This is a genomic window from Nocardioides sp. NPDC092400, assembly GCF_040684155.1.
Taxonomy (GTDB): Bacteria; Actinomycetota; Actinomycetes; order Propionibacteriales; family Nocardioidaceae; genus Nocardioides.
In genome coordinates, this window is record NZ_JBFBFJ010000001.1 from 1,065,016 (window position 1) to 1,090,411 (window position 25,396).

At 72.5% G+C, this 25,396-nt stretch carries 26 protein-coding genes; 13 read left to right on the top strand and 13 right to left on the bottom strand.

The window, feature by feature from the left end; all coding sequences use genetic code 11:
* Window positions 1–23: 23 nt before the first annotated feature.
* On the top strand, window positions 24–1,559 hold the full coding sequence (locus AB0N29_RS05220) for a carboxyl transferase domain-containing protein (protein WP_364864659.1): 1,536 nt from the start codon (window positions 24–26) through the stop codon (window positions 1,557–1,559).
* Window positions 1,560–1,608: 49 nt separating this feature from the next.
* On the opposite strand, the gene AB0N29_RS05225 is transcribed toward AB0N29_RS05220, so the two are convergent.
* Window positions 1,609–2,145 (bottom strand): carboxymuconolactone decarboxylase family protein, encoded by a 537-nt coding sequence (locus tag AB0N29_RS05225; protein ID WP_364864661.1) that lies wholly within the window; start codon window positions 2,143–2,145, stop codon window positions 1,609–1,611.
* Between the two features lie 58 nt (window positions 2,146–2,203).
* Entirely contained in the window at window positions 2,204–3,466 is a 1,263-nt protein-coding gene (locus AB0N29_RS05230; protein ID WP_364864663.1) for a phospholipase D-like domain-containing protein, read from the bottom strand.
* Between the two features lie 89 nt (window positions 3,467–3,555).
* On the opposite strand from AB0N29_RS05230, the gene uvrB reads away from it, so the two are divergent.
* From uvrB to AB0N29_RS05255, 5 genes are all read left to right on the top strand, one after another.
* Window positions 3,556–5,682, top strand: a complete 2,127-nt coding sequence (gene uvrB / locus AB0N29_RS05235; protein ID WP_302270982.1) for an excinuclease ABC subunit UvrB — start codon at window positions 3,556–3,558, stop codon at window positions 5,680–5,682.
* Between the two features lie 203 nt (window positions 5,683–5,885).
* Entirely contained in the window at window positions 5,886–7,181 is a 1,296-nt protein-coding gene (locus tag AB0N29_RS05240; RefSeq protein WP_302270983.1) for an MFS transporter, read from the top strand.
* A gap of 76 nt (window positions 7,182–7,257) precedes the next feature.
* A complete protein-coding gene (locus AB0N29_RS05245) occupies window positions 7,258–7,851 on the top strand; it encodes a TetR/AcrR family transcriptional regulator (protein ID WP_302270985.1) in 594 nt (197 codons plus the stop codon).
* Complete coding sequence (locus AB0N29_RS05250) at window positions 7,848–8,351, top strand: FBP domain-containing protein (protein WP_302270987.1); 504 nt, start codon at window positions 7,848–7,850, stop codon at window positions 8,349–8,351. Before AB0N29_RS05245 ends, AB0N29_RS05250 begins: the two co-directional genes overlap by 4 nt.
* A gap of 38 nt (window positions 8,352–8,389) precedes the next feature.
* The gene (locus AB0N29_RS05255) at window positions 8,390–8,746 is read left to right on the top strand and encodes an MmcQ/YjbR family DNA-binding protein (protein ID WP_302270988.1); all 357 of its coding nucleotides are present in this window, start codon (window positions 8,390–8,392) and stop codon (window positions 8,744–8,746) included.
* Window positions 8,747–8,776: 30 nt separating this feature from the next.
* On the opposite strand, the gene AB0N29_RS05260 is transcribed toward AB0N29_RS05255, so the two are convergent.
* Complete coding sequence (locus AB0N29_RS05260; RefSeq protein WP_302270989.1) at window positions 8,777–9,481, bottom strand: response regulator transcription factor; 705 nt, start codon at window positions 9,479–9,481, stop codon at window positions 8,777–8,779.
* Between the two features lie 325 nt (window positions 9,482–9,806).
* A complete protein-coding gene (locus AB0N29_RS05265; RefSeq protein WP_364864669.1) occupies window positions 9,807–10,004 on the bottom strand; it encodes a hypothetical protein in 198 nt (65 codons plus the stop codon).
* Window positions 10,005–10,009: 5 nt separating this feature from the next.
* Here AB0N29_RS05265 and AB0N29_RS05270 point away from each other — a divergent pair, with 5 nt between their 5' ends.
* On the top strand, window positions 10,010–10,144 hold the full coding sequence (locus AB0N29_RS05270; RefSeq protein WP_364864671.1) for a hypothetical protein: 135 nt from the start codon (window positions 10,010–10,012) through the stop codon (window positions 10,142–10,144).
* A gap of 68 nt (window positions 10,145–10,212) precedes the next feature.
* Here AB0N29_RS05270 and AB0N29_RS05275 read toward each other — a convergent pair whose 3' ends face one another.
* From AB0N29_RS05275 to AB0N29_RS05305, 7 genes are all read right to left on the bottom strand, one after another.
* Window positions 10,213–10,902, bottom strand: coding sequence for a hypothetical protein (locus AB0N29_RS05275; protein WP_364864673.1), 690 nt, complete (start codon window positions 10,900–10,902; stop codon window positions 10,213–10,215).
* Between the two features lie 43 nt (window positions 10,903–10,945).
* Window positions 10,946–11,527 (bottom strand): hypothetical protein, encoded by a 582-nt coding sequence (locus tag AB0N29_RS05280; protein ID WP_364864675.1) that lies wholly within the window; start codon window positions 11,525–11,527, stop codon window positions 10,946–10,948.
* Window positions 11,528–11,591: 64 nt separating this feature from the next.
* Window positions 11,592–14,186, bottom strand: coding sequence for an OpgC domain-containing protein (opgC, locus tag AB0N29_RS05285; RefSeq protein ID WP_364864677.1), 2,595 nt, complete (start codon window positions 14,184–14,186; stop codon window positions 11,592–11,594).
* A complete protein-coding gene (locus AB0N29_RS05290) occupies window positions 14,168–14,626 on the bottom strand; it encodes an ATP-binding protein (protein ID WP_364864679.1) in 459 nt (152 codons plus the stop codon). Before AB0N29_RS05290 ends, opgC begins: the two co-directional genes overlap by 19 nt.
* On the bottom strand, window positions 14,619–14,954 hold the full coding sequence (locus tag AB0N29_RS05295) for an STAS domain-containing protein (protein WP_302270997.1): 336 nt from the start codon (window positions 14,952–14,954) through the stop codon (window positions 14,619–14,621). The genes AB0N29_RS05290 and AB0N29_RS05295 overlap by 8 nt, the downstream gene beginning before the upstream one ends.
* Window positions 14,951–16,930 (bottom strand): glycosyltransferase, encoded by a 1,980-nt coding sequence (locus tag AB0N29_RS05300; protein WP_364864682.1) that lies wholly within the window; start codon window positions 16,928–16,930, stop codon window positions 14,951–14,953. The genes AB0N29_RS05295 and AB0N29_RS05300 overlap by 4 nt, the downstream gene beginning before the upstream one ends.
* A complete protein-coding gene (locus tag AB0N29_RS05305) occupies window positions 16,927–18,102 on the bottom strand; it encodes a SpoIIE family protein phosphatase (protein WP_364864684.1) in 1,176 nt (391 codons plus the stop codon). The genes AB0N29_RS05300 and AB0N29_RS05305 overlap by 4 nt, the downstream gene beginning before the upstream one ends.
* A 151-nt stretch (window positions 18,103–18,253) precedes the next feature.
* Here AB0N29_RS05305 and AB0N29_RS05310 point away from each other — a divergent pair, with 151 nt between their 5' ends.
* Window positions 18,254–18,997, top strand: coding sequence for a response regulator transcription factor (locus AB0N29_RS05310; RefSeq protein ID WP_364864686.1), 744 nt, complete (start codon window positions 18,254–18,256; stop codon window positions 18,995–18,997).
* A gap of 24 nt (window positions 18,998–19,021) precedes the next feature.
* Here AB0N29_RS05310 and AB0N29_RS05315 read toward each other — a convergent pair whose 3' ends face one another.
* Together AB0N29_RS05315 and AB0N29_RS05320 are read right to left on the bottom strand one after the other, a co-directional pair.
* A complete protein-coding gene (locus tag AB0N29_RS05315; RefSeq protein ID WP_302271002.1) occupies window positions 19,022–19,744 on the bottom strand; it encodes a potassium channel family protein in 723 nt (240 codons plus the stop codon).
* Complete coding sequence (locus AB0N29_RS05320; protein ID WP_364864689.1) at window positions 19,741–20,313, bottom strand: DUF1707 domain-containing protein; 573 nt, start codon at window positions 20,311–20,313, stop codon at window positions 19,741–19,743. Before AB0N29_RS05320 ends, AB0N29_RS05315 begins: the two co-directional genes overlap by 4 nt.
* Window positions 20,314–20,418: 105 nt before the next feature.
* On the opposite strand from AB0N29_RS05320, the gene AB0N29_RS05325 reads away from it, so the two are divergent.
* Genes AB0N29_RS05325 through AB0N29_RS05345 form a run of 5 tightly spaced genes read left to right on the top strand, consistent with a single transcriptional unit; the run spans window position 20,419 to window position 25,396 of the window.
* Window positions 20,419–21,192 (top strand): ABC transporter permease, encoded by a 774-nt coding sequence (locus AB0N29_RS05325; protein WP_302271004.1) that lies wholly within the window; start codon window positions 20,419–20,421, stop codon window positions 21,190–21,192.
* A 1-nt stretch (window position 21,193) separates the two neighbouring features.
* On the top strand, window positions 21,194–22,033 hold the full coding sequence (locus AB0N29_RS05330) for an ABC transporter permease (RefSeq protein WP_364864692.1): 840 nt from the start codon (window positions 21,194–21,196) through the stop codon (window positions 22,031–22,033).
* Between the two features lie 5 nt (window positions 22,034–22,038).
* Window positions 22,039–23,352, top strand: coding sequence for an MCE family protein (locus tag AB0N29_RS05335; RefSeq protein ID WP_302271008.1), 1,314 nt, complete (start codon window positions 22,039–22,041; stop codon window positions 23,350–23,352).
* The gene (locus AB0N29_RS05340) at window positions 23,349–24,413 is read left to right on the top strand and encodes an MCE family protein (RefSeq protein WP_364864695.1); all 1,065 of its coding nucleotides are present in this window, start codon (window positions 23,349–23,351) and stop codon (window positions 24,411–24,413) included. The genes AB0N29_RS05335 and AB0N29_RS05340 overlap by 4 nt, the downstream gene beginning before the upstream one ends.
* Window positions 24,413–25,396 (top strand): MCE family protein, encoded by a 984-nt coding sequence (locus AB0N29_RS05345; RefSeq protein WP_364864697.1) that lies wholly within the window; start codon window positions 24,413–24,415, stop codon window positions 25,394–25,396. The genes AB0N29_RS05340 and AB0N29_RS05345 overlap by 1 nt, the downstream gene beginning before the upstream one ends.

A 25,396-nucleotide genomic window follows, 5' to 3' on the forward strand; every position in this document is an offset into this window, starting at 1 on the left:
GCGACGCTCCCTAGACTCCGCGCGTGCCGATCCGCCAGGAGCTCCTCGACCTGCTCGCGCGGCGTGCCCTCACCGAGGACGCCGCCCGCCCCGACGCCGTCGCGCGGCTCCACGCCCGCGGCGGCCGCACCGCCCGCGAGCACGTCGCGGACCTGGTCGACCCCGGCAGCTTCGTGGAGTACGGCCGCTACGTGACCGCCGCGCAGGAGGGCAGGCGCGAGCTCGACGACCTGCTGGACCGCACCGTCGCCGACGGCATCGTCGGCGGGCTGGCGACGATCGGGGGACGGCAGTGCGCGGTGCTGTCCTACGACTACCTGGTCATGGCCGGCACCCAGGGCATGCGCGGCCACCGCAAGACCGACCGGCTGCTCGACGTGGTCGACCGGCTCGCGCTGCCGACCGTCTTCTACGCGGCCGGTGGGGGCGGTCGCCCGGGCGACACCGACATCCCGCTCGTCTCGGCCCTGGACGTCACCACCTTCGCTGCCTGGGCGCGGATGTCGGGACGGGTGCCGAGGATCGCGGTCGTCGACGACAACTGCTTCGCCGGGAACGCCGTGGTCGCGGGCTGCGCCGACCTCGTCGTCGCCACCGGACGGGCCTCGCTCGGGATGGGCGGTCCGGCGATGATCGCCGGCGGCGGGCTGGGCGACGTGGCCGCCGCCGACGTCGGGCCGCTCGAGGTGATGACCGCCAACGGGGTGGTCGACGTCGTGGCGGAGGACGACGAGGTGGCCGAGGTCGCCGGCCGGCTGCTCGGCTACTTCCTCGGCCCGGTCGCGGACTGGACGGCGCCCGACCCGACGCCGCTGCGGGACGCGGTCCCCGAGGGCGAGCGGACGGCGTACGACGTGGAGCCGGTCGTCGAGGGGATCTGCGACGTCGGCAGCGTGACGGTGCTGCGCCCGGCGTTCGCCCCCGAGCTGCTGACCGCCCTGGGCCGGGTCGAGGGACGGACCGTCGGGGTGCTCGCCAACGACACCCGGCACATGGCCGGCGCGATCACCGCCGACGCCGGGGACAAGGCCGCGCGGTTCCTGCAGCTGTGCGACGCGCACGGCTTCCCGGTCGTCTCGCTGGTCGACACCCCGGGGATGATGGTCGGGCCCGACGCGGAGCGGACCGGCCTGGTGCGCCACACCTCGCGGCTGCTGGTCGCGGGCGCGCAGCTGGCCGTCCCGCTGGTCGGCGTCGTGCTGCGCCGCGCCTACGGGCTGGGCGCCCAGGCGATGCTCGGCGGCGGCACCCACGAGCCGCTGCTGACCGTCGCCTGGCCCGGGGCGCACCTCGGCGCGATGGGCCTGGAGGGCGCGGTGCGGCTGGCGATGCGGCGCGAGCTCGAGGCGATCGAGGACGACGAGGAGCGCGAGCGCACCGTCCGTGAGCTGACCGCCTTCGCCCGGGAGCGCTCCTCGGCGCTGAACGTGGCCCGGCACTTCGAGATCGACGACGTCATCGACCCGGCCGAGACCAGGCACGTCGTCGCCAGGGTCGTCGACGCCGCGGCCCGGGACGGGCGGCTGCGGGGCAGCGGACGGTCGGTCGACACCTGGTGAGCCCCGCCCGTGGTCGCCCGTGACCGCCCGTGACCGCGGGACGCCGCGGTCAGCGCGGGGCGTCGGGCTGCACGCGGAGCACGTGCAGGGCGGTCGCGAGCATCTCGTAGTGCCCGGCGAGCAGCACCAGCTCGATCCGGGTCTCCTCGTCGAGCTCGGCGCACAGCTCGGCCCAGGTCCCGTCGGAGAGGTCGCCGGCGTGCAGCTCGTCGGTGGCCCGCAGCAGCAGCTGCTCGCGGGCGGACCAGCCGGCGGCGTACGGGCCCTCCTCGACGCGGGCGATCGCGGCGTCGGAGAGGCCGGCCCGCCGGGCCAGCCCCCGGTGCTGCGTGGCCTCGTACTCGCTGCCGGTCAGGTGCGCCACCCGCAGGATCACCAGCTCGGTCTCGGCGCGGGGGAGCCGCCCGCCGGGCATCAGGCGCCCGGCGAAGTGGAGCCACCCGCGGAACAGCTTCCGGTGCCGGCCGAGGGTGAGGAACACCGCCGGCGGCCGGGTCCCGCTGCGGCGGCCGAAGACCCGTGCCAACGCCCAGGTGAAGGGGCCGACGTCACGCAGGGAACCGGGGGAGACGCGAGGGGCGGGCATGCCTCCCGCTACCCCGCCCGGCGTCCCGGCACTCGGTCCGGCGCGGGAAGTGGACGGGTCAGAGCAGGGGGCGCAGCGGCCGGAGCAGCGACTCGGTGAACCGGCGGTGCAGGTCGCGCGCCTCCCACTCGCCGCTGGTCAGCTCGATGGAGTTGGTCTCGTCGGTGCGGTAGATGCCCTCCAGCGTGCGGGCGAGCGCCTCGTCGATGACCTCGACGTTGATCTCGTAGTTGCCCGTCAGGCTGAGCCGGTCGATGTTGGCGGTGCCGACGGTCGACCAGGTGCCGTCGACGGTGGCGGTCTTGGCGTGGACCATCGCGTCGCGGAACCGGAAGATCCGCACGCCCGCGTCGAGCAGCTGGGAGAAGTATCCGCGCGAGATCCAGTCGGCGACGATGTGGTTGGACTTCAGCGGCACCAGCAGGCGCACGTCGACGCCGCGCCCGGCGGCCGCGCGCAGCGCGTCGACGAACGGCTGGTCGGGCAGGAAGTAGGCCTGGGTGATCCAGATGTTGCGGCTGGCCCGGTTGATCGCCTCGAGGTACATGCCGCGGATCGGGAACATCCACAGCCGCGGCACGTTGCGCTGGAACCGGATCATCGGCTCCCAGCTCGAGGCGGCCTCCAGCAGCAGCGGCCGCTCGCTGTGGCCCAGGCGGCGGCGTCGGTGCAGGTTCCAGAAGTCGGCGAAGGCGCGCTTGAGGTCCCACACGCCCGGGCCCGTGACCCGCACGTGGGTGTCGCGCCACTCGGTCTCGTACGCCGCGCCGACGTTGTAGCCCCCCACGAAGCCGACCGCGTCGTCGACGACGAGCACCTTGCGGTGGTCGCGCCCGTAGCGACGCACGTCGAAGAAGCGCCACCCGGCGCCGTACACGGGGTAGCGCAGCACCTTCAGCGACGGCGGGAACCGCTTGAACCGCGGCGAGACCACGAGGTTCGCGAAACCGTCGTAGATGCAGTAGACGTCGACCCCGCGGGCCGCCGCGTCGACGAGCGCCTGCTTGAACCGCTCTCCGACGGCGTCGCCCTTCCAGATGTAGGTCTCGAAGAGGACCTGTCGCTCGGCGCCCTCGATCGCGGCCAGCATGGCCTCGTAGAGGTCCTTGCCGTAGGTGTAGACGGTGACCTCGCCCTCACCGACCGGCACCGGCGACGGAGGGGTGACCGGGAACGGCTTGGGCCGCTTGCCGCGGCGTCGGTAGGAGTCGACGAGCGACATCCCGACCGCGAGCGCCAGCTGGACGCCGACGACGGTCATCAGGGTCACGCGCAGGTACCGGAGCAGCCGCTCGACGAGGAGCTGGCGGCGGACGGTCACGGGGCCAATCTAGGGCACGGCGCCCGGCCCCCGTCGACGGGAGGAGCGCTCACCGGGCACTGTCGGCGGTCCCGCGTACGCTCGAAGCCATGCGTCCAGTGACCGATCTCGAGCGCCGCGTCGCCCCGTTCAAGGTGGTCTCCGACTACCAGCCCTCGGGCGACCAGCCGGCTGCGATCAAGGAGATCACGAAGCGGGTCAAGGCCGGCCAGGAGGACGTCGTGCTCCTCGGTGCCACCGGAACCGGCAAGACCGCGACCGTCGCCTGGGTGGCCGAGCAGGTGCAGCGGCCGATGCTGGTCATGCAGCCCAACAAGACCCTCGCCGCGCAGTTCGCCAACGAGCTGCGGATGCTCTTCCCCGACAACGCGGTCGAGTACTTCGTGTCGTACTACGACTACTACCAGCCCGAGGCGTACGTCCCGCAGACCGACACCTACATCGAGAAGGACTCCTCGATCAACGAGGAGGTCGAGCGGCTGCGGCACTCGGCGACCAACAGCCTGCTCACCCGGCGCGACGTGATCGTGGTCAGCACGGTGTCCTGCATCTACGGCCTGGGCACGCCGCAGGAGTACGTCGACCGGATGCTGCGGCTGCGGGTCGGGGAGGAGCACGACCGCGACTCGATCCTGCGGCGGCTGGTGGAGATCCAGTACACCCGCAACGACATGTCCTTCACCCGCGGCACCTTCCGGGTCCGCGGCGACACCCTCGAGATCTTCCCGGTCTACGAGGAGCACGCCGTGCGCATCGAGTTCTTCGGCGACGAGATCGAGCGGCTGATGACGCTGCACGCGGTGACCGGCGAGGTGATCACCGAGGACGAGGAGCTCTACGTCTTCCCCGCCACCCACTACGTCGCCGGCCCGGAGCGGATGGAGCGGGCGATCAAGGGCATCGAGCTGGAGCTGGAGGACCAGCTGGCGAAGTTCGAGCGGGAGGGCAAGCTCCTCGAGGCCCAGCGCCTGCGGATGCGCACGACGTACGACATCGAGATGATGCGGCAGGTCGGCTCCTGCTCGGGCATCGAGAACTACTCGATGCACATCGACGGCCGGCAGCGCGGCTCGGCGCCGAACTGCCTGATCGACTACTTCCCCGAGGACTTCCTGCTCGTCGTGGACGAGTCGCACGTCGCGGTCCCGCAGATCGGCGGCATGTACGAGGGCGACATGTCGCGCAAGCGGAACCTGGTCGACCACGGCTTCCGGCTGCCCAGCGCGATGGACAACCGGCCGCTGCGGTGGGAGGAGTTCCTCGACCGCATCGGGCAGAGCATCTACCTGTCGGCGACGCCGGGCGACTACGAGCTGGACAAGGTCGGCGGCGACGTCGTCGAGCAGATCATCCGCCCGACCGGGCTGGTGGACCCGGAGGTCGTGGTCAAGCCGACCAAGGGCCAGATCGACGACCTCATCCACGAGATCCGGCTGCGGGTGGACAAGAACGAGCGCGTGCTGGTCACCACGCTCACCAAGAAGATGTCCGAGGACCTCACCGACTACCTCCTCGACGCCGGCATCCGCACCCGGTACCTCCACTCCGAGGTCGACACGCTCAAGCGGATCGAGCTGCTGCGCGACCTCCGGCTGGGGGAGTACGACGTGCTCGTCGGCATCAACCTGCTGCGCGAGGGTCTCGACCTGCCCGAGGTCTCGCTGGTCTCGATCCTCGACGCCGACAAGGAGGGCTTCCTCCGGTCGGACAAGTCGCTGATCCAGACGATCGGCCGTGCGGCTCGCAACGTGTCCGGCCAGGTGCACATGTACGCCGACAAGATCACCCCGTCGATGGAGAGCGCCATCGACGAGACCAACCGGCGCCGCGCGAAGCAGATCGCCTACAACGAGGCGCACGGGATCAACCCGACCCCGCTGCGCAAGAAGATCGCCGACATCACCGAGATGCTCGCCCGCGAGGACGAGAGCACCCAGGCGCTGCTGGAGACCTGGGCCGGCACCGAGGCCAAGGGCCGCGCGGGTGGGGCGAAGACCAAGCAGCCGGTGCCGGCGCTCGGCAAGGAGTCGGCGGGCAAGCACGCCAAGGACCTCGCCGGCATGCCGAGCTCCGACCTCGCCCAGCTGATCCAGGACCTGACCGACCAGATGCGCACCGCCGCGGCGGAGCTGCAGTTCGAGGTCGCCGCCCGTCTGCGCGACGAGATCTCCGAGCTCAAGAAGGAGCTGCGCCAGATGATGGAAGCGACCAAGTGAGGGGCAGCGTCGAGCGAGGAACGAGCTCGAGCGGACCCGACGAGCGAGGAGCCCCGCGAGCGCAGCGAGCGGCGGCGACGAACTGAGGGGCAGCGGCGAGCGAGCGCCGGCGACGAAGTGAGGAGGGTCGCCGACCGAGGGGCCGCCGACCGAGGGGCCGCCGACGAGCGGAGATCGCAGCAGGCGGCGTAGCGTGTGACCACGTGGCGGTGACGGGGGAGCAGCAGGCGCCCGCCTTCCGGACCGGCCTGCTGATGTGGGGCATCGGGCTGCTCGTCTACCTCCTCGCGGTCTTCCACCGGACCTCGCTCGCCGTGGCCGGGTTGGCCGCCTCGGAGCGGTTCGACATCTCGGCGTCGCAGCTGGCGACGTTCACGATGCTGCAGCTGCTCGTGTACGCCGCGATGCAGGTGCCGGTCGGCCTCCTGGTCGACCGGTGGGGCTCACGGAGCGTGCTGCTCACCGGGCTGGTGGTGATGACGGCGGCCCAGGTCGGCTTCGCCCTCGCGACGACGTACCCGCTGGCCCTGGTGGCCAGGGCCTTCGTCGGCGTGGGCGACGCACTGACGTTCATCTGCGTCCTGCGCCTGGTCACCAGCTGGTTCCCCCGGCGGCGGATCCCCTTGCTGAGCCAGCTGACCGGCACCCTCGGGCAGCTGGGCGCGGTCATCTCGGCGGTGCCCATGACGTGGGCGTTGCGGGACCTCGGGTGGACCACGGCCTACCTCGGCGCCGCCGCGATCGGACCGGTGCTGCTGGTCGCGCTGCTGCTGGTCCTCCGCGACACCCCGACGGAGCGGAACCTGCGCGGGGAGTCGATGTCGGTCGGCGCCGTCCGACGCAGCCTCGCCGCGTCCTGGGCGGAGCCGGGCACCCGGCTGGGCTTCTGGATCCACTTCACGACGCCGTTCAGCAGCAACGTCCTCGGACTGTTGTGGGGCTACCCGTTCCTCGTGCGCGGCGAGGGGCTCAGCCCGGCCGTGGCGGGCACGCTGCTGACGGTGATCATCGTCGCCGTGATGGCGTCGGGACCGGTGCTGGGCTGGCTGGTCGGCGTCCATCCCTGGCACCGGTCGACGGTGGTCCTCGCGATCGTCGGGGCGATCGCGACGGCCTGGACGGTCGTGCTGGCCTGGCCCGGCGAGGCGCCGCTGCCGTTGCTCGTGGTCCTGGCGCTGGTCGTCGGGGTCGGAGGACCGGCGTCGATGGTCGGCTTCGACGTGGGCCGCACGTCCAACCCGCCCTCGCGCCTGGCCAGCTCGAGCGGCCTGATCAACCAGGGCGGCTTCATCGCCAGCCTGGTGCTCGTGGTGTCGATCGGCTTCGTGCTGGACTGGCGCACGCCGGCCGGGTCGGGGTACACGGCCGACGCGTTCCGGTGGGCGATGAGCACGCAGTACGTCCTGTGGGTGCTCGGCGCCTCCCAGATCTGGCGCTTCCGTCGCCGAGCGCGCAGCGGCACGACACGGGATGAGCTCACCGCGTCGCTCGTCACCTGATCGACTGCCTCGCCGCGATTCCTGCATCCCATCGCCGTCTGCCTACGATGTGTAGGAAGCGAGGAAGGGAGGCGTCGTGCCCCGTGCTGGACTCACCGTCGACCGGGTCGTGGTCGCGGGTGCCGAGCTGGCCGACGAGGTCGGCCTGGAGCAGGTGACGCTGTCGTCCCTGGCCCGGCGGTTCGGCGTCAAGCCCGCCAGCCTGTACTCCCACGTGCGCGGCTCGGAGGACCTCCGGACGCGCGTCGCGCTCCTGGCGCTGGAGGAGCTCGCCGGGCGGGCGGCCGACGCGCTCGCCGGCCGGTCCGGCCCGGACGCACTGCGGGCGCTCGGCGGGGTGTTCCGGGCGTACGCCGCACAGCACCCGGGCCGGTACGACGCCGCCCGGTTGCGCCTGGACGCGGAGACCGCCGCGGGCAGCGCCGGCCCACGGCTCGCGTCGATGACGCGGGCGGTCCTCCGGGGCTACCGCCTCGACGAGCCCGACGAAACCCACGCCGTCCGCCTGCTCGGCAGCGTGTTCCACGGCTTCGTCAGCCTGGAGCGGGCCGGCGGGTTCGAGCACAGCGCCCCCGACAGCCAGGCCACGTGGGACCGGATCCTCGACAGCCTCGACACCACGCTGGCGGCGTGGTCCGACCCGACCTCCCCGACAGGAGCAGACCGATGAGACCCCTCGACGAGCGCGAGGTCCGCGCCTCCTTCGTCAACGCCAGCCGCGGCGAGGCGACGCGCCTGCGGGTGCCCACCGACCTGGCCGAGCGCAGTTGGGCGGACCTGGACTTCCTGGGCTGGGTCGACGACCGCGCCCCGCTGCAGTGCTACGTGGTCGCGGTCGGCGACGACGACCGCGCGGTCGGCGTCCAGCTGCGTCGCAACGTCGGCGGCGCCGGCCCTCGCCGCGCCCGGATGTGCTCGCTGTGCCTGACCACCCACCCCGGCCAGGGCGCCACCTTGATGGTGGCCCCGCGGGCTGGACGCTCCGGTCGCGACGGGAACTCCGTGGGCGTCGACGTCTGCGCCGACCTCGGCTGCTCGGCGTACGTCCGCGGCCTGCGACCGCTCCCGTCGCTGATGCGGGTGCCGGAGACGCTCTCGGTGGAGGAGCGGGCGGCGCGCCTGCGGCGCAACCTCGGCGCGTTCCTGGCCCGGGTGCAGGCGACGACCTGAGCGAGCCGAGCAGCCCGTCCTCGCCGTACGCTCGGCAGGTGGACGTCGAGCGGATGCGGGCGCACTGCCTGGCCAAGGCGGGCGCGTGGCCCGACGACCCCTGGGGCCACGAGCACCCGGTGATCAAGGTGGGTGCGCCGGACCGGGCGAAGATCTTCGCGTTCCTGCGGTCCGACGGCGTGGGGGTCAAGGCGGGCAGCCGGGAGGTCGCCGACGAGTGGCTCGACCGGCACCCGGGTCGTGCGACGGTGATGGCCTACATCGGCCGGTCGGGGTGGAACGACCTGTCCTTCGAGATCCCCGACGACGAGCTGCTCGAGGCCGTCGACGAGTCCTACCGGCTGGTCGTCGAGGGCCTGCCCCGCAAGCACCGCCCAGAGGGCTGGGAGGCCTGAGCGCCGACGGGGCCCACGCGGCCTCCCCGCTCAGGCGGTCGGCTTCAGCACGGTCGGTGGCGAGACCACGGGCGGCTGCCAGCCGAGGTGGTAGGCCATGCCGACGGCCGCCAGCTGGGAGCTGACCTCGAGCTTGGCCAGGACGCTCTTGACCTGGGTGCGCACGGTCGCCTCGGACACCACGCAGGAGTGCGCGATCTCGCAGACCGTGCGGCCACGCATGAGCTCGCCGAGCACCTCGCGCTCGCGCGGGGTCAGCGTCGAGAGGCGGCGGCGCGCCTCGGTCTGCTCACCCTCGAGTGCCGTCCAGGCCCGCAGGAGGTGGGTCCGCGTGTCGGCGTCCTGCACGGCGAGCCCGGCGCTGAGGCGCCGGAACGTCCCCGTCAGCTCGGTGAGGCCCACGTGCTTGCCGAGCACCGTCCGCGCGCCGGCGTGCAGGTACCGGCCGTACCGGCTGTGCTCCCGCGAACCGGTCACCACGACCACCTTGGTGCCGGCGCGGGACAGGGCAGCGATCACCGGCAGCGTCTCCGACTCGTCGTCGGCGTCGACGTCGACGAGGGCGGCGTCGAACCGGGCCGCCCGGGGGGAGGGGAGTGCCCGCCCCGCCCCCCGGGACAGCGTGCCCGCGCGGACGTCGTGGCCCTGGCGGGTGAGCGCCATCTCCATGCCCTCGCTGAACATGACGTGGTCGCTCAGGACGAGGACGCGGAACCGCGTGGAGAGGGTGCTCATCTCGGTGTGCCCGAGCGGTGTGCACGCGTGACGTCCATGATCGATCCCCCATTCCGCAACCCCCTGCTGCGTGTCACCGACGCTAGGACCGCGGACGACGGCCGAGGCCACTCGAGGCCCCGCGCTCACCAATTTGGGGTAGCACAATCTTCTCGGCACCGGCCGTCGGGGCGGGCCTTCGCCCGAGCTGGGGCATGAGCACCGCCTCTCGCCGCCCCCAGGGTGGTCGCGCGGCCGCTCGGGCCGCGGTCCGGAGGGGAGATCGTGCGAGCACCGACGAGGCGGCACACCGCGCCCTCACCAAGGTTGCCCTGCAGCTCGTCGCCTACAGCGGTACATCGCCGACCGCCCCGGTCGAGGTGCTGGCGAGCCGGGCGGAGACCACCGCGGGCCTCGCCCACACGACGCAGGCGGTGGCCGTGGCGGGCGCCGGGCGCTGGGTGGTGTCGTACTGGGCGGACACGTCCTCCACGACGACGGGCTGGCGGCCGCCCGCGTCGGGGGCGTCCCGGGACGAGACCATCGGCAGTGGGGCGGCCGGATCGGGCCCTGCTCGCCGACAGCGCCGGCGCCGTCCCGTCCGGCTCCGCCGGCGGCCTGGTCGCGACGACCGACGCGCCGAGCAGGGCTGCGCTCGTCACCCTGGTGCTGCAGCCGCGCTGACCCGAGGGCGGCCGGCGGACCGGTGGCCTCCGCGGGGACGCGACGACGCGCCCACGGATACGGGCGGGCTAGGTGGGGTCCGGGAGGAAGAACTCCTCCGTCAGGAACCACCAGCACGCGTCCGCGGCCATGACCAGCCCCACCGCGGCGAGCGCCGCGGTGCCGAGCCGCGCCAGGAACGGCCGGGCCCGCGGCACTATCTCCCGCAGCCGTGCGACTGCTCCGTAGTGGCGGCGCAGGACGACGGCGACGGCCAGGGCGACGAGCGGCAGCTGGCTGACGACGATCCACGTCAGGTTGGCCAGCCCTGCAGCGAGCACCGACTCCTCACGTCCGGCGAGGACGACGAGGCCGACGAAGGTAGGGTCCAGCGGCGCGGACGCGGCGAAGAGGACACCGCCCCCGAGGAGCGCCGACCCGGTCCGACCGCGACCGGCCGGTCGGGGCGGTCGCGCCTCCGGCCGGCGGAGCCGTACCGCCGCCCAGGCGAGCAACGCGCCCGCCAGCAACGCCTCGATGGTCGCCCCCAGCCAGTCCGGCGGGAGGAGCGACGCCCAGTCGACGTCCTGCAGGTGCTGGCCGACGGCCACGGTGAGCACGGTCCCGAGGAGGGCGGTGCCCAGGACGACGACGGCCGCGAAGGCGAGGACCGTGCGCTCGCGAGCACCGGCGGCGAGCGCTCCTAGGGCCAGGAGCAGGCCGGCAGGGTCGATCCCCGCCAAGCCGAGCGTGAGGGCCGTGACGAGGAGCTCCACCATGCCCGGAGCCTACGGAGCCGGTCGACGGCGGCCACCGGGTGCGTCAGCCCGACGCCGTGCGCCGCCGACGGACCAGCCACACCGCGAGGGCGCCGAGGGCGAGGGCCCCTCCCGCGGACCCGGCGAGCGCGGCCGGGCCGCCGAACGGACCGCTGAAGGGGCCGCCCTCGGACGCCGAGCCGCTCCGCTCCCAGCCCGCGCCCGGCGGGCCGCCGTCCCTCGGTCCGCCGGCGGCGGCCGTCCAGGCGTTGCACGGGTTCACCCACCACTCGCCGTCCTGCTCGTACGGCGCGAACACCCACGTCCGGGACGACCTCCAGCCGTCGGCGAGCTCGTCGTCCTCGCGCGGCCAGGTGCCGTACATCGCCGCCTCGACCGACAGGCGGACGGGCTCGCCCTCGGCGCCGGGCAGCTCGCCACGACGCACCTCGTCCACCTCGACCTCGAGCGCGCCGTCGGTGGTGTCGACGACCCGACCGGTGAGCAGCAACGTCGCGTCGGCCAGCACGCGCTCGCGGCCCACGCAGGACAGCGCCTCCGCAGACGACCCGACCGCCCCCACGGCCAGCGGCGTGCCGGCGAGCACGAGCGAGGCGGCGAGGACGGGCAGGCGCGGTGCGGGCATGCCGCTGGGACGTCCCCCGACCGGCTCGCGTTCCCCGCGAGCCGGACGGGGGATCACCGGGCGGTCACCGGGGGATCACCGAGAACAGGAACTTCTTCTTGACCATCAGCCAGATCGCGAGCATGACGACGGTGTGCACGACCGTGCCCTGCCAGACGTTGCCGCGGTCCAGGCCGGGGATGTTCCCGACGGCGAGGGCGAAGAAGACGTGCACGATGAAGACGTAGAGGCTGGCGGCACCAAGCGGGATCCACAGCCAGCCGACGGCCTTGTCGATCGGCCTCCAGCAGGTCGTGAGCACCGCGTGCGCGACGACGATCATCAGCGCCAGGTCGAGCAGCCGGCCGGGCTGCAGGAAGATCCGGGTGTAGGCGTGGTCGTAGAGCCACCCGTAGGAGCCGTCGGGGAACGGCGTCGCGGGGAGGCCGAAGCGGTGCCCCGCCCACAGCCAGACCAGCGCGGCGGCGTACCCGACGACCAGCACGCCGCAGGCGACCTTGCCCGGGCGGGTGGTCAGCGCGCGGGTGACCTGGCGCCGGTAGTGACCGAGCACGAGGCCGTGGGTGAACGGCAGCTGCCAGGTCAGCAGCGGGAAGACGTCCTCGAACTGCGAGGGGAACCAGTGCGGCTCGGCGACCGCGCCGTACACGAACGCCGCCCAGGAGACGGCCAGCAGCACCCACCACAGGCCGCGCCGGACCAGCCACATCATCGCCGGCAGCAGCAGGCTCAGGACGACGAAGAGCCCCATGATGTTGAAGACCCACGGGCCCATCTCGAGCAGCAGCAGCTGCTTCACGGCGTACCACGGCGGCGGGTAGTCGAAGAGCCGCGCGGCGTTGGCGTAGAGGTCGTAGACCTGGCCCTGCACGGCCGCGCCGTCCTCGCCGGTGCCGCGGTCGGTGAACGTCGTGATGTCGGTGGCGTCCACGAACGGCACCAGGCCGACGAGGTAGACGATGAGCACGACGGCCAGCGCGACGAGGTACTGCTTCCGGGCGCGCTTGAGCATCGTGACCGCGGTGGCCCACTCGCCGAACCGGCGGACCGTCGGCGCGTAGATCATCCCCAGCACGATGCCGGAGAGCAGCACGAACATCTCCGCGCCGGTGATCGCGCCGATCGCGTTGAGGCTGACGTAGGAGTAGGGGCTCGCCACCTCGATGTGGGTGAAGACGACGGTGAGGATGATCCAGCCGCGGAACAGGTCGAGCCGTCGGTCGCGCGGGTCGTGCTCGTCGGGGTAGCGCCACGACGGCACGTAGCGGCCGACGAGCCCCGCGACGAGGAAGGCGACGGCGAGGAGCGCGGCGCAGAAGACGATCCAGCCCATCTCCGCGCCGACGTCGTCGGCGTCGACCTGGCGGCCCTGCGCGGTCGCGGCGTTCCCGGCTTCCTGGTCGAGCACGCGGGTGACCGGGCCCGTGTCGACGCCGGCGTCGTCGAGGTCGCGCCGCAGCGCGTCCGAGAGCCGGTCGGTGCGGGTCGCGCGCCAGTCGACGACGCGCTGGTCGACCTCCGCCTCGGGGCGGCGCTGCTCCAGCCAGGAGATGCCGGCGATGAGCGGGTGGTCCTCGACGGCGCCGAAGACCTGCCGCCACCAGGACTGCTTGATCTCCAGCTCGGGGTCGCCGTCGCCGTCGGGCTCCCACAGCGCCGCGGTCTCGACGAGGAACGGCTTGTCGTGGCGCTCGGCGAACCGGTCGTAGAAGGGGCGGCCGCCGGTGCCGGCGGCGTACCCGAAGCGCTCCTCGAGCCGCTCGGTGAAGGCGCCCGGTGCCGGTGCGACGTCGACCTCGAAGCCCTCGCTGGACTCCAGGTCGCCGGTCTCCCCGCCCTCGGCCGGGTCCAGGTCGTTGTCCACGCGGCCGCGGTCGACGCCGAAGTGGTAGAGCGTGAGCCCGACCCAGTCCACGGCGTCCGCGCCGGGCCAGTACGGCGCGTAGGGGTCGTCGCGGCCGTCGAGCCGCTGGTCGCCGTCGGTGTCGAGGGAGCGGACGTCGGCCACCCGGTCCGGGTCGACGTCGCCGTACGCCGCGCCGAAGGGGTAGCCCGCGCCGTAGACCGGCGACCACACCATCGCCGCGTGGTCGGTGGCGTCGTGGACGGCGTCCGCGACGGTGCGGAACGCGTCGACGTAGGCCTCCGGCTGCTGGCCCCACTGGTACCAGGTGCCGTTCATCTCCGGCGCGAACCGGACGAGGAAGAAGGTGTCGAGCTCGCGGTGCAGCGTCGCGAGCTCCTCGGCGAGGTCGGCGGCGTCCGCGTCGGTGAGGTCCCCGAGGGCCGGCAGCGGCTCGAGCGTCACCGCGGCGACGGCGCCCTGGGCGGCGGCCTGCTCGACGAACTGGCGCAGGAAGGTGCGGTCGTCCTCCGACAGCGGGTAGTTGACCCGCTGGGAGTACAGCGAGGGCGTCGTGCCGAGCCGGTCGGCGTAGTCGACGGCGAGGTCCTCGGTCCAGTCCAGGCCGGGGCCGAACCAGGGGCTGCCGACGCGCGGCTGCGGCACGGGGTCGGGGGAGGGGTCGCCCTCCGCGGCGGCGGCCACGGGGGCCGCGAGCACCGGTGCGAGGACCGTGAGGAGGAGCAGGAGGAGGCGGAGCAGCCTGGTCGGGGTGGCCGTGGGACGGCCGGCCGGGATCAGTCCTGCCGCAGGCACACCAGTCTCCACAGGTTGCGCCCGTCCTCTCGTCGGTACTCCAGCTCGTCGACGGTCGCCAGCGTCAGCGCCAGGCCCCGTCCGGACTCGGCGTCCTCGCCGGGCATGCTCACCCGGCTGAGGTCCAGCTCCGCGCGGATGCCGTCGTCGTGCAGCACGGCCACGAGCCGGTCGGCCTCGACGGCCAGGTCGAGGTCGACCCCGCGCGCCCCGTGCGCCCCGTCGGCCGGGTCCTCGCGGTCCTCGCCGTACGCGTGCTCCACGACGTTCGCCAGCACCTCGATCACGGCGAGCTCGAACCGCATCCGGTCCAGGTCGCCGACGAGCGGCGCCTCTGCCCACAGCAGCTCCAGCTCCTGGTGGGCGCGGTCGACGGTGTCCGGGACCGCGGGTGCCGTCAGGTGGCGGTGCGCGGTGCCGGGAGGACGGTCGTCAGTCATCGAACGCGGTCTCCACGTCGTCGCGGGGGCGCAGCACCTTGTCCATGTTGGTGAGCTGGAAGACGGTGAGCACCGTGGCCGTCGGGCGGGCGATCCGGAGGTCGCCGCCGGCCTGCCGCGCCGACTTCAGGCCCGCGATGATCGCGCCGAGGCCGGAGGAGTCCAGGAAGGTCGTCTCGGCCAGGTCGACCACGACCCGGGTGGACCCGGAGGAGACCAGCTCGGCGAGCAGCTCCTTGAGCTGCCGGGCGGACACCATGTTGAGCCGGCCCTTGGGCACGACCACGCCGATCCCGCCCTCACGGCGGTCGACCTCGATTTCGATCATGACGATGCTCCTCCTCGAGCGACTTCGGGGACGTCGGCCGCATCTCCGAACCCGCGGTAGCGGACGGCCTGGATGATCACGGAGAAGATGACCAGGTCGAAGACGACCCAGACGATGTTGAACACGGTGCCGAGCCAGGTCGCCTGGCCGACCGCGAGGCGCACGACGCCGATGACCGCACCGGCGGCGAGCAGCCCCATCGCCCACAGCTGCGGCTTGACCAGGTCCCAGCGCAGGCTCTCGTCCGCGCGCTTGGTCTTCGGGGTGACCGCGAAGTCGAGGCTGCGGCCGAGGAAGACGTTGCCGAAGGCGGACGTGAAGGACTTGATCCACACCGGGAACAGCGCGAGCGAGTACTGCTGGCCGCGCCAGGTCGGACGGCCCGCCGCCACCACGAAGAAGAGCAGCTGGTTGACGACGAGGAACGGGACCAGGCGGATGAAGAACTCGGTGCTGATCGCCTGGACCGGCAGCACGCCGATGGTCAGGTAGACGACCGGCGCGGCGATGTAGACGATCGCGGCGAAGCCGGAGAGGTAGCTCCACATCGTCGCGAAGTACATGAGCCGCTGGGGCCACGACAGCCGCTTCTGGGTGAGCGGGTTCTCCCGGAAGAGCACCTGCACCGTGCCCTGCGCCCACCGCAGCCGCTGGGTCAGCATCGTCTGCAGGTCCTCGGGCGCGAGGCCGACCGCCAGCACCTCGTCGTGGTACGCCGTGCGCCAGCCCAGCCCGTGCAGCCGCATGCAGGTGGCCATGTCCTCGGTGACCGAGATGGTCGCCAGCGGCATGATCGGCTGGGCCTCGCCGCCGCGGTCGACGTCGACCGCGTTGACCAGCGCCTGGACGGTCTCGACCGCGCCGAGCGGCGACCAGTCCCGGTGCGCCATCTGGTCCAGCGCCTCGTCGCTGATGGTCGCGAGCGAGTCGCCGCCCTCGCTCCCGAGGACGCCGAGCTCGGCGACCACGGCGAGGTCGGCCTGGACGGCCTCGAGGTCCGCGCGCACCAGCTCGCGCCGGATGCCCGCGAGCCGCTGCTGGAAGCGGTAGGTGACGTCGAAGAGCGCCTCGCCCTCCGCGAGCTCCTTCCGGGCACGGCCGATGTCGACGAGGATCGCGTCGAGCGCGCTCGCCACCAGGGTCTCGTCGGGGGAGAGCTGCCTGCGGGCCTCGCGGACGACCTTCTTGGCGGTCCGCAGCGCCTTGTGCACGCCGACCTCGACCTCGGAGGCGTAGCGCGAGACGCCCAGCTGCATGAGCGCCTCGCGGCGGATGACGGCGTTGGACCCGCAGAAGAACGCGGCGTTCCATCCGTCCTTGCCCTGCTGGATCGGGCCGTAGAAGAGCGGCGCCTGGCTGCCCAGCGGGTCGCTCTCGGGGACGTTGACGAACCACTGGGGCGTCTGCACCAGCGCCATCTGCTCGTCGGTGAAGTAGCCCAGCGTGCGGTCGAGGATCTCGGGCTTCGGGATCTGGTCGGCGTCGAGGATGAGCAGGAACTCGCCCTCGGTCGCCAGCAGCGCGTTGTTGAGGTTGCCGGCCTTGGCGTGGCGGGGCATGCCGACCCAGTCCGCGGAGCGGGTGATGATCCCGATGCCCTCCGCCTCGGCGGCCGCGCGCATCTCGGGCCGGTTGCCGTCGTCGAGGATCCACGTCTGGTGGGGGTAGCGGATCGCCTTCGCGGCCCGCGCGGTGGTCATCACCAGCTCGATCGGCTCGTTGTACGTCGTGATGAACACGTCGACGGTCCGGCCGTCGGGGGCCTCGGGCGGGTCACCCCGCTCCTTGAGCCGCCACATGCCCAGGCCGAAGAGCAGCGAGTCGATGAGGCTGTAGGTCTCGGCGACCACCAGCGGCACCGCGATCCACCACGCCGGCCAGTTCACCGAGAACAGCCAGCGCCAGACGATGTAGTTGAGCCCCAGGATCGTCGTGAGCACGACGATCGTGCGGATCACCAGCAGGCGGCGCGTCATGCCGGCTCCCTGAACACCGCCACGACGGTGACGTCGTCGATCGCGGTGCGGTGGAGGGCCAGGCGGCGGATCGAGCGCAGCAGCGCGACACCGTCCGGCGCCGCGGACACGAGGTCCGCGACGGGCGGCACCCAGTCGACGGGGTCGTCGAGCAGGTCCAGCAGGCCGTCGCTGAAGAACACCAGCCGGTCGCCGGGCTGGAGCCGCTCGGTGTGCTCGGTCCAGTGGTCGTCGGCGAGCACGCCGAAGGGCCGGTCATCGCTGCCGAGTGCCACCGGCGTCCCGTCCGCGCGCACGAGGAGCGCGAGGCCGGCGCCGGCGTCGACGTACCGCAGGAAGCCGTCGTCGAGGTCCACCGCCGCCTCGAGGAGCGTCACGAACGTCTCGGAGCGCTCGAGGTCGGGGAGCAGGCTGCGCGCCACCTGGGTGGCGGTGATCCCGAGGTCGACGCCGGCGGTGACGGCGGCGTGGGTGCCCCGGATCGCGGCGCGCACGCCGGCCCCGACGAGCGCGGCCCCGGTGCCCTTGCCCATCACGTCGCCCAGGCCGAGGTGCAGGACCTCCTGGGCGACGCCGTAGTCGTAGAAGTCGCCGCCGACCGCGAGCGCGGGGACGCACAGCCCGTCGACGGTCCAGCCGTCCACGCGGATCGGCCGGGAGGGGAGCAGGGAGGCCTGGACGCGCCCGGCCTGGGTCATCTCGGTGGACGCGACCAGCTCGAGCTCGGCCCAGGCGGCGAGGTCCTCGAAGGTCGTCTGCTCGTCGGCGTCGAAGGTGCGGGCCTCGGTGTCGTAGACGCAGAACGTGCCGATGACGTTCCCGGTGTGGTCGCGCAGCGGGTGCCCGGCGTAGAACCGGATGCCGCCGTCGACCACGACGGGCAGGTGGCGGAAGCGCTCGTCGGCGCGCGCGTCGGGGACCACGAGGGTGTCGCCGTCGCTGTGCGTCCGGTCGCAGAAGGTCTGGTCACGCGGCAGCTCGGTGAGCTCGATGCCGGCCACGCTCGGGAACCAGGCCCGGTCGCCGTCGATGACGGTCACCGTCGAGATCGGCACGCCGAGCGCGGTCCGCGCCAGGCGCGTGATCCGGTCGAGGCGGTCGTGGGAGCCGGTCTCGTCGAGGGCCAGGCTCTCGACGGCACGCTGACGCCGCTCCTCCGTGGAGGTCCCCATGTTGTGCTTCGCCCTTCGTGCTCGTCGGACAAGGCCCCCCAGCGTCCTGTGGCGACGCCCGTACCCCGGGCGGGCCGCCGCGCAAACCCTAAGGCCTGTCCGGGCCACCCGAGGGCCATGGCCGCCGGACCGGGAAGGCTAGGGTCGCGGTGTGGAACGCAGTCATCGGGGTCAGCGGGCCGTGGTCGTGGACGACGACGAGGACATCCGGCTGCTCGTGCAGCACGTCCTCGAGCAGATCGGGCTGGAGGTGGTCACCGCCGCGACCGGCGAGGAGGGCATCGAGGCGGTCCGCCGCACCGACCCCGACCTGGTCACGCTCGACCTGTCGCTGCCCGACGTGGACGGGGTCGAGGTCTGCCGCAGGTTGCGCGAGTTCAGCAACGCCTACGTCGTGATGGTGACCGGCCGGGTGGAGGAGTCCGACCGCCTCGTCGGCCTCGAGGTCGGCGCCGACGACTACCTCTCCAAGCCGTTCTCGCCGCGCGAGCTGCACGCCCGCGCGGCCGCCCTGCTCCGCCGGCCGCGCGCGCCGATGCCGGGCGCGGAGGCGCCCGCCGCTCCACCGGCCGAGGCCGCCGCCCCGCCCGTCGACGCCGGTGGCGGGCTGGTGCTCGTGCCGGTCGACCACGTCGCGCTCCTCGACGGCCTGCCGCTCCCGCTGACGCCCGCCGAGGTGTCCCTCCTGACCGCCTTCGCCGCCCACCCCGGTCGCACCTGGGAGCGCGGCGACCTGGTGCGCGAGGTGTGGGAGGGGGAGTTCATCGAGTCCGACTTCCTGGTGGACGTCCACGTCGCCTCGCTGCGCCGCAAGCTGCGCAAGGCGGGCGGTTCGGACCACGAGTGGATCCGCACCGTGGGCGGCGTCGGCTACACCTTCCAGACGCCCGCCTGACGGCGACCGCGGGCGACCTCCGGGTCAGTCCTCGTCGGCGGCCGCGGCGTCGCCGGACCGGATGCCGGCCGTCGCCTGCCGGGTGACGATGAGCCCGACGAGGCGGGCGACGACCAGCGCGACGTAGAGCACGCCCGCGACCATCTCGACCATGACCAGCGACCGCGCGTGCGGCTCGACGGGGACCACGTCGGACAGCCCGACGCTGGTGAGGACCGAGAACGACAGGTAGAGCAGCTCGAACCAGCTGCGCGTGTCGGCGGAGTCGGTCCCGATGAACGCCCCGTCGAAGATCACCTGCACCGCGGCGTAGAGGTAGGCGAAGCCCCAGGCGACGACGGTGAACGCCGCGCCGGTGGCGTACAGCTCGTCGGTCGTGACCCGGTCGTCGTGGAAGAGGTAGCGGATCAGCGCGTAGGAGACGTAGAAGTAGAAGGGCGCGTGCAGCAGGGCCGAGGTCAGCACGATCCAGTCGGTGTCGGGGGAGAACGCCTCGAGGATGGTGAACACCATCGCCGGGATCCCCAGGAACGCCGCCGACCAGCTGAGCGCCGGGGTGCGCCGCACCGCCCAGACCGCGATCGTCACGACCGCGATCTGCACGATGCCGATGACGGCGCGGCCGACCGTGGACCCCTGCAGGAACGGGTAGGCCAGCACCGCGAGGAGCTGGACCCCGAGCAGCACGGCGGAGGGGTGCCGCCCCAGCACGCCGTGCACGCGCTGCTGGTCGGCCGACCGGGTCACCGGCGCCGTCCCCGGTTGCGCAGCGCCTTGGCCTGCCGGCGCTCGAGGCGCTGGACCTCCTCGCGGACCAGCTCCTCGCGGGCGACCAGGGTCCGGACCAGGTGGAAGCCGGTCGCGGCCATCACGATCAGCGGCCAGGGGAAGTACGGCTCGAAGCCGCCGTCCCCGAAGCAGGTCGCCAGCCAGACCGCCCAGGTGATCAGGGTCGGGCCGATGAAGGCCAGGATCGCCGAGCGGCGGTCGGACTCCCACTCGCGCACGGCCAGCCGGCGCAGCTCGTCGGGCCCGGCGGTGACCAGCGCGCCGTGGCGGTCGGCCGGGGCCGGCGTGGTCGGCACCAGGTCCTCGAGCAGGGGCCGCAGCTCGCCGAAGGTGCGGGCGGCCGGGAGCCGGGACGCCCGCTCGTCGTGCTCCTCGCGGGTCAGCCGCCCGTCGGCGTACGCGTCGCCGAGCACGCGGAGGACCACCTCGCGGTCCGCGTCGCCGGCGCGGAGGCCGCTGTTGGCCTTCGCCCGGGGGTCGTGGGTGAACGCCGCCCAGGTCGAGGCGGGGTCGGGCGGGGTCGTCACGTCAGCATCCTAGGCGCGACGCGCCCGGCCCGTGGACGTCCATTGTGGCAAACGAGAACACGTTCTACTGTGTGGGCGCCGTCACTGATCTGGGGAGGTGGGGGGATGGCGTTCTCTGCTGTGTCCGTCATCCGGGGACCCGGTGAGCTGACCGCGATGGTCGTCGACGTCACCAAGCGGGTCTTCACCACACCGTTCCAGCTGCGCGAGTTCATCGAGCAGGCGTGGTTCATCACCAGCGTCACGCTGATGCCGACCATCCTGGTCTCCGTGCCGTTCGGCGCGGTCATCTCGCTGCAGGTGGGCAACCTGACCGGCCAGCTCGGCGCGCAGTCCTTCGCCGGCGCCTCCGCCGTCCTCGCGGTCGTCCGCGAGGCCGCGCCGATCGCCGCGGCGCTGATCATCGCCGGCGCCGCCGGCTCGGCGATCTGCTCGGACATGGGCGCCCGCAAGATCCGCGAGGAGATCGACGCGATGGAGGTGCTGGGCGTCGACCCGCTCGCCCGGCTCGTGGTGCCCCGCGTGATGGCCACCGTGTTCGTCGCGCTGATGATCAACGGGCTGGTGATCTCCGCCGGCATCGGCGGCGGCTACTTCTTCACCGTCATCATCCAGGACGGCTCCGCCGGAGCGTTCCTCTCCTCCTTCACCGCGCTGGCGAGCCTGCCCGACCTCTACATCTCGATGGTCAAGGCCGCGATCTTCGGCTACCTCGCCGCGATCGTCGGCGCCTACAAGGGACTGAACGCCGGTGGCGGCCCCAGCGGCGTCGGCCGCGCCGTCAACGAGTCGGTGATCGTCGCCTTCATGCTGCTGTTCTTCCTCAACGCCATCATCACGGCGATCTACTTCCAGGTCGTCCCGCAGCAGGGGCTCTGAGGTGGCCGCGATCACCGAGGTCGGGGCGACCCTGCTCAAGGAGCGCCGCGCGCGCCTGGAGGAGTACGGCGACCAGCTGCTGTTCTACGTCAAGGCGCTCGCCTGGACGCCACGCGCGATCCGCCGCTACCCGCGCGAGATCGCCAACACCCTGGCCGAGGTCTCCTTCGGCGTCGGTGGCCTCTCGGTCATCGCCGGCACCGTGGGCGTCATCGCGTTCCTGGCGTTCTTCGCCGGCACCGAGGTCGGCATCCAGGGCTACGCCTCGCTGAGCCAGCTGGGCGTCTCGAAGTTCACCGCCTTCATCTCGGCCTACTTCAACACCCGCGAGGTCGCCCCGCTGATCTCGGCGATCGCGCTCGCCGCGACGGTGGGCTGCGGCTACACCGCACGGCTGGGGGCGATGCGGATCAGCGAGGAGATCGACGCCCTCGAGGTGATGGGGATCCCGTCGCTGCCGTTCCTGGTCACCACCCGGATGATCGCGGCGTTCATCGCCGTCATCCCGCTCTACGTGGTGGCGCTGAGCGCGTCGTACCTCTCGCCGCGGCTGATCACCACGATGATCTACGGCCAGTCGGCCGGCACCTACGACCACTACTTCCTGCAGTTCCTGCCGCCGATCGACATGCTCTGGTCCTTCTTCAAGCTGATCTTCCTGGCGGTCGCGATCATCCTGATCCACTGCTACTACGGCTACACCGCCTCCGGCGGCCCGGCCGGGGTCGGCATGGCGGTCGGCAAGGCGATCCGCACCAGCATCGTGACGACCGTCGTCGCTGACTTCTTCCTCAGCTTCGCGATCTGGGGATCGACCACGACCGTGCGGATCACGGGGTAGCGCGCGTGCTCGTCAACGTCCACCACGACAGCCCGGGGGAGCACCGACGGCTCCTGGTCGCCGGCGTCGTCTTCCTCACCGTCATCGCGCTGCTGCTGTGGCTCTCCATCGCGATCTACGACAAGCGGTTCGAGCGCTCGACGCGGATGACGCTCGAGGCGGACCGCGCCGGCCTGCAGCTCGCCGTCAACGGTGACGTGCGCTACCACGGCGTGCTGGTCGGCCGGATCGACTCGATCGGCCAGGACGGCGAGCAGGCGGTCATCGAGCTCGCGCTGCAGCCCGAGGCGGCGACCGACATCCCGCGCAACGTGCGCGCCGAGATCCTGCCGACCACGCTGTTCGGGCAGAAGTTCGTCTCGCTCATCGAGCCCGAGGACCCCGACGCCGAGGCGGTCCGCGACGGCGACGTCCTGCCCGCCGACCGGGTCGAGACCAACGTCGAGCTCAGCCGGGTCCTCGCGAACCTCTTCCCGCTGCTCCGCTCGGTCAAGCCCGCCGAGCTCAACAACACGCTCTACGCACTGGCCTCGGCCCTCTCGGGACGCGGCGAGGACGTCGGCGCCCTGCTGGAGCGGCTCGACGGCTACACCGGCCGGCTGGCGGACCGCCTGCCGGACCTCCAGCGCGACCTCGAGCTGGTCGCCGACGTCTCCGAGACCTACGAGCGCGCGACCCCCGACGTGCTGCGGCTGCTGCGCAACGCCACGGTCTCGGCGCGCACCCTGGTCGACCAGGAGGCCCAGCTGTCCTCCTTCATCGGCGACGTCACCGGGATGGCCGAGACGACCACCCGGGTGCTCGCCGAGAACGAGGACGGGATCATCCGCCTCGGTGAGCTCTCCCGCCCGCTGCTGCGGTTGCTCGACACCTACGCCCCGCAGTACCCCTGCCTGCTCCGGGGCCTGGACCGGTACACCGGCAAGCTGGCCGAGATCTTCAAGAACGACCGCGTCAACCAGGTCCTCGAGCTCGGCTCGGTGCAGAAGCCGGCGTACGACGTCGACGACCGGCCGGAGTACGCCGAGGTCGGCCACGGGCCGTGGTGCGCCGGGCTGCCGAACCCGCCCGGCCCGGTCAGCACCCCGCTGGCCGACGGCAGCGACCAGGACGAGATCGTCGGCTCCACGCTGCCCTTCCGGACCGTCGACCCCGCGTCGTACCGCAACCCGACCAAGGGGTACGCCGGCACGGTCCCCGAGCAGCGGCTGGTCAACGTCCTGCTCGCCTCCGAGGCGGGGCTGTCCTACCGCGACCTCGGCTCGCTCTCCGCGCTGCTCTACGGCCCCCAGCTGCGCGGGACGGTGGTCGGGCGATGAGCGCGCGGAACACCACGACGATCGCCGCTGCCCTGAAGCTGGGCGTCTTCACCGTCGTCTCCATCCTGGTGACCGGCCTGCTGGCGGTGATCATGGGCAACATCGGCTTCGGCGACAAGCGCACCGTGCGGGCCGAGTTCACCAGCGCGAGCATGCTGCAGGAGGGCGACGACGTCCGGATCGCCGGCATCCCCGTCGGCGAGGTGAAGTCCATCGAGCTGCACGAGCGCACCCGGGCGATGGTGACCTTCGACGTCGCCGCGGACGTGCCGCTCACGACCAACAGCCGCGCCGAGATCCGCTACCTCAACGTCGTCGGCGACCGGTACCTGGCCCTCGAGGAGGGGCCCGACGGTGGCGAGCGGCTCGGCGACGACGCGACGATGCCGGTCACCCGGACCGCGCCGGCGCTGGACCTGACCGCCCTCTACAACGGCTTCCAGCCGCTGTTCTCCGCGCTGGACCCGACATCGGTCAACGAGCTGTCCCAGAACATCATCGAGGTGCTGCAGGGGGAGTCCGGCACCGTCCAGGGCCTCCTCGCGCGGACCGCCTCCCTCAGCAACACCCTCGCCGACCGGGACGAGCTGATCGGGGAGGTCATCACCAACCTCGACCGGCTGCTCGGCACGGTCGACCGGCGCCGGACCCAGCTCTCCGAGCTCGTCGTCGGCCTCAAGGACTGGATGGGCAACCTCGCCGAGGACCGCCGGGTGATCGGCGACTCGGTGACGAACCTGGCCGACCTCACCGACACCGTCGCCGACCTGCTCACCCGCGCGCGGCCGTTGCTCGCCGAGGACGTCCGCGGGCTGCGGACCCTGATGAGGACGCTGTCGAAGAAGGAGAACCTGGAGATCCTCAGCGGGCTGCTCGAGCGCCTCCCCGAGGCGATGACCGACCAGACCCGGATCGGCACCTACGGGTCCTGGTACAACTACTACCTCTGCGACTTCGAGGGCAGCATCAAGCTGCCGAAGATCCTCGGCATCGACCTCGGCTGGCTCGAGGACGCGCTCAACGACCTCTCCTTCCACAGCACCGCCCCGAGGTGCCAGTAGTGGGCGCCCGGGGCCGGAGCGACGCCCAGGTCCTGCGCTTCGGCGTGGTGGCCCTGGTGGTGCTGCTCGTGGTGATGGCGGCGGCGTTCAACCTGCAGAAGTTCCCCGGCTTCCGGGGCACGGGCTACCACGCCGAGCTCAGCGACGCGAGCGGCCTGCGACCCGGCCACATGGTCCAGGTCGCCGGCAAGCGGGTCGGCCGCGTCAACGGCATGACGGTCGAGGGCGGCGTGGTGGTCGTGGACTTCGAGCTCGACGCCGGCACCGAGCTCGGCCCGGACAGCCGGGCGTCGGTCGAGGTGCTGAACCTGCTGGGGGAGAAGTACCTCGAGATCGAGCCGGACGAGAAGGGCGAGCTGGAGGAGGGCGGCACGATCCCGGTCGCCAACACCCGCTCGGCGTACGACATCGTCAACGTGCTCGGCGACCTGACCACGACCACGGAGTCCATCGACGACCAGCAGCTGAGCAAGGCCTTCGACGTCATCTCCGAGACCCTCGACGGTGCCGCTCCGGAGGTCCAGGAGAGCTTCACCGGTCTCTCCCGGCTCTCGCGGACCATCGCCACCCGCGACGAGGACCTCGCCGGGCTGCTGGACCGCGCGGAGTCGGTCACCGGCCTCCTCGCCGACCGCCGCGGCGACCTGCTGGAGCTGATGGGCAGCAGCAGCCAGGTCTTCGACGAGCTGGACCGTCGCGAGGTGGCCATCCACCGCCTGCTGGTCAACGCCCGCGCGCTGGCGGTACAGCTCGAGGGGCTCGCGGAGGACAACGAGGACGACATCGGACCGGCGCTGGCCGACCTGCGCACCGTGACCCGGATGCTGCAGGACCGGCGCGAGGACCTGCGCAAGACCGCGGCCGCGGTCGGGCCCTACGCCGACATCCTCGGCCACATCGTCGGCACCGGGCCGTGGTTCGACGCCTACCTGGTCAACCTGCTCGGCCTCGCCGGCGAGTTCGTCCCCGGACAGAGGAACTGA

Excerpts from the sequence above, each read along its gene's own strand:
- AB0N29_RS05265 (WP_364864669.1), bottom strand. The coding sequence starts at position 10,004 with ATGGTCTCGTCCCGGGACGCCCCCGACGCGGGCGGCCGCCAGCCCGTC.
- uvrB (WP_302270982.1), top strand. The coding sequence starts at position 3,556 with ATGCGTCCAGTGACCGATCTCGAGCGCCGCGTCGCCCCGTTCAAGGTG.
- AB0N29_RS05275 (WP_364864673.1), bottom strand. The coding sequence starts at position 10,902 with ATGGTGGAGCTCCTCGTCACGGCCCTCACGCTCGGCTTGGCGGGGATC.
- AB0N29_RS05295 (WP_302270997.1), bottom strand. The coding sequence starts at position 14,954 with ATGATCGAAATCGAGGTCGACCGCCGTGAGGGCGGGATCGGCGTGGTC.
- AB0N29_RS05325 (WP_302271004.1), top strand. The coding sequence starts at position 20,419 with ATGGCGTTCTCTGCTGTGTCCGTCATCCGGGGACCCGGTGAGCTGACC.
- AB0N29_RS05225 (WP_364864661.1), bottom strand. The coding sequence starts at position 2,145 with ATGCCCGCCCCTCGCGTCTCCCCCGGTTCCCTGCGTGACGTCGGCCCC.
- AB0N29_RS05290 (WP_364864679.1), bottom strand. The coding sequence starts at position 14,626 with ATGACTGACGACCGTCCTCCCGGCACCGCGCACCGCCACCTGACGGCA.
- AB0N29_RS05340 (WP_364864695.1), top strand. The coding sequence starts at position 23,349 with ATGAGCGCGCGGAACACCACGACGATCGCCGCTGCCCTGAAGCTGGGC.
- AB0N29_RS05280 (WP_364864675.1), bottom strand. The coding sequence starts at position 11,527 with ATGCCCGCACCGCGCCTGCCCGTCCTCGCCGCCTCGCTCGTGCTCGCC.
- AB0N29_RS05260 (WP_302270989.1), bottom strand. The coding sequence starts at position 9,481 with ATGAGCACCCTCTCCACGCGGTTCCGCGTCCTCGTCCTGAGCGACCAC.
- AB0N29_RS05250 (WP_302270987.1), top strand. The coding sequence starts at position 7,848 with ATGAGACCCCTCGACGAGCGCGAGGTCCGCGCCTCCTTCGTCAACGCC.
- AB0N29_RS05305 (WP_364864684.1), bottom strand. The coding sequence starts at position 18,102 with ATGGGGACCTCCACGGAGGAGCGGCGTCAGCGTGCCGTCGAGAGCCTG.
- AB0N29_RS05300 (WP_364864682.1), bottom strand. The coding sequence starts at position 16,930 with ATGACGCGCCGCCTGCTGGTGATCCGCACGATCGTCGTGCTCACGACG.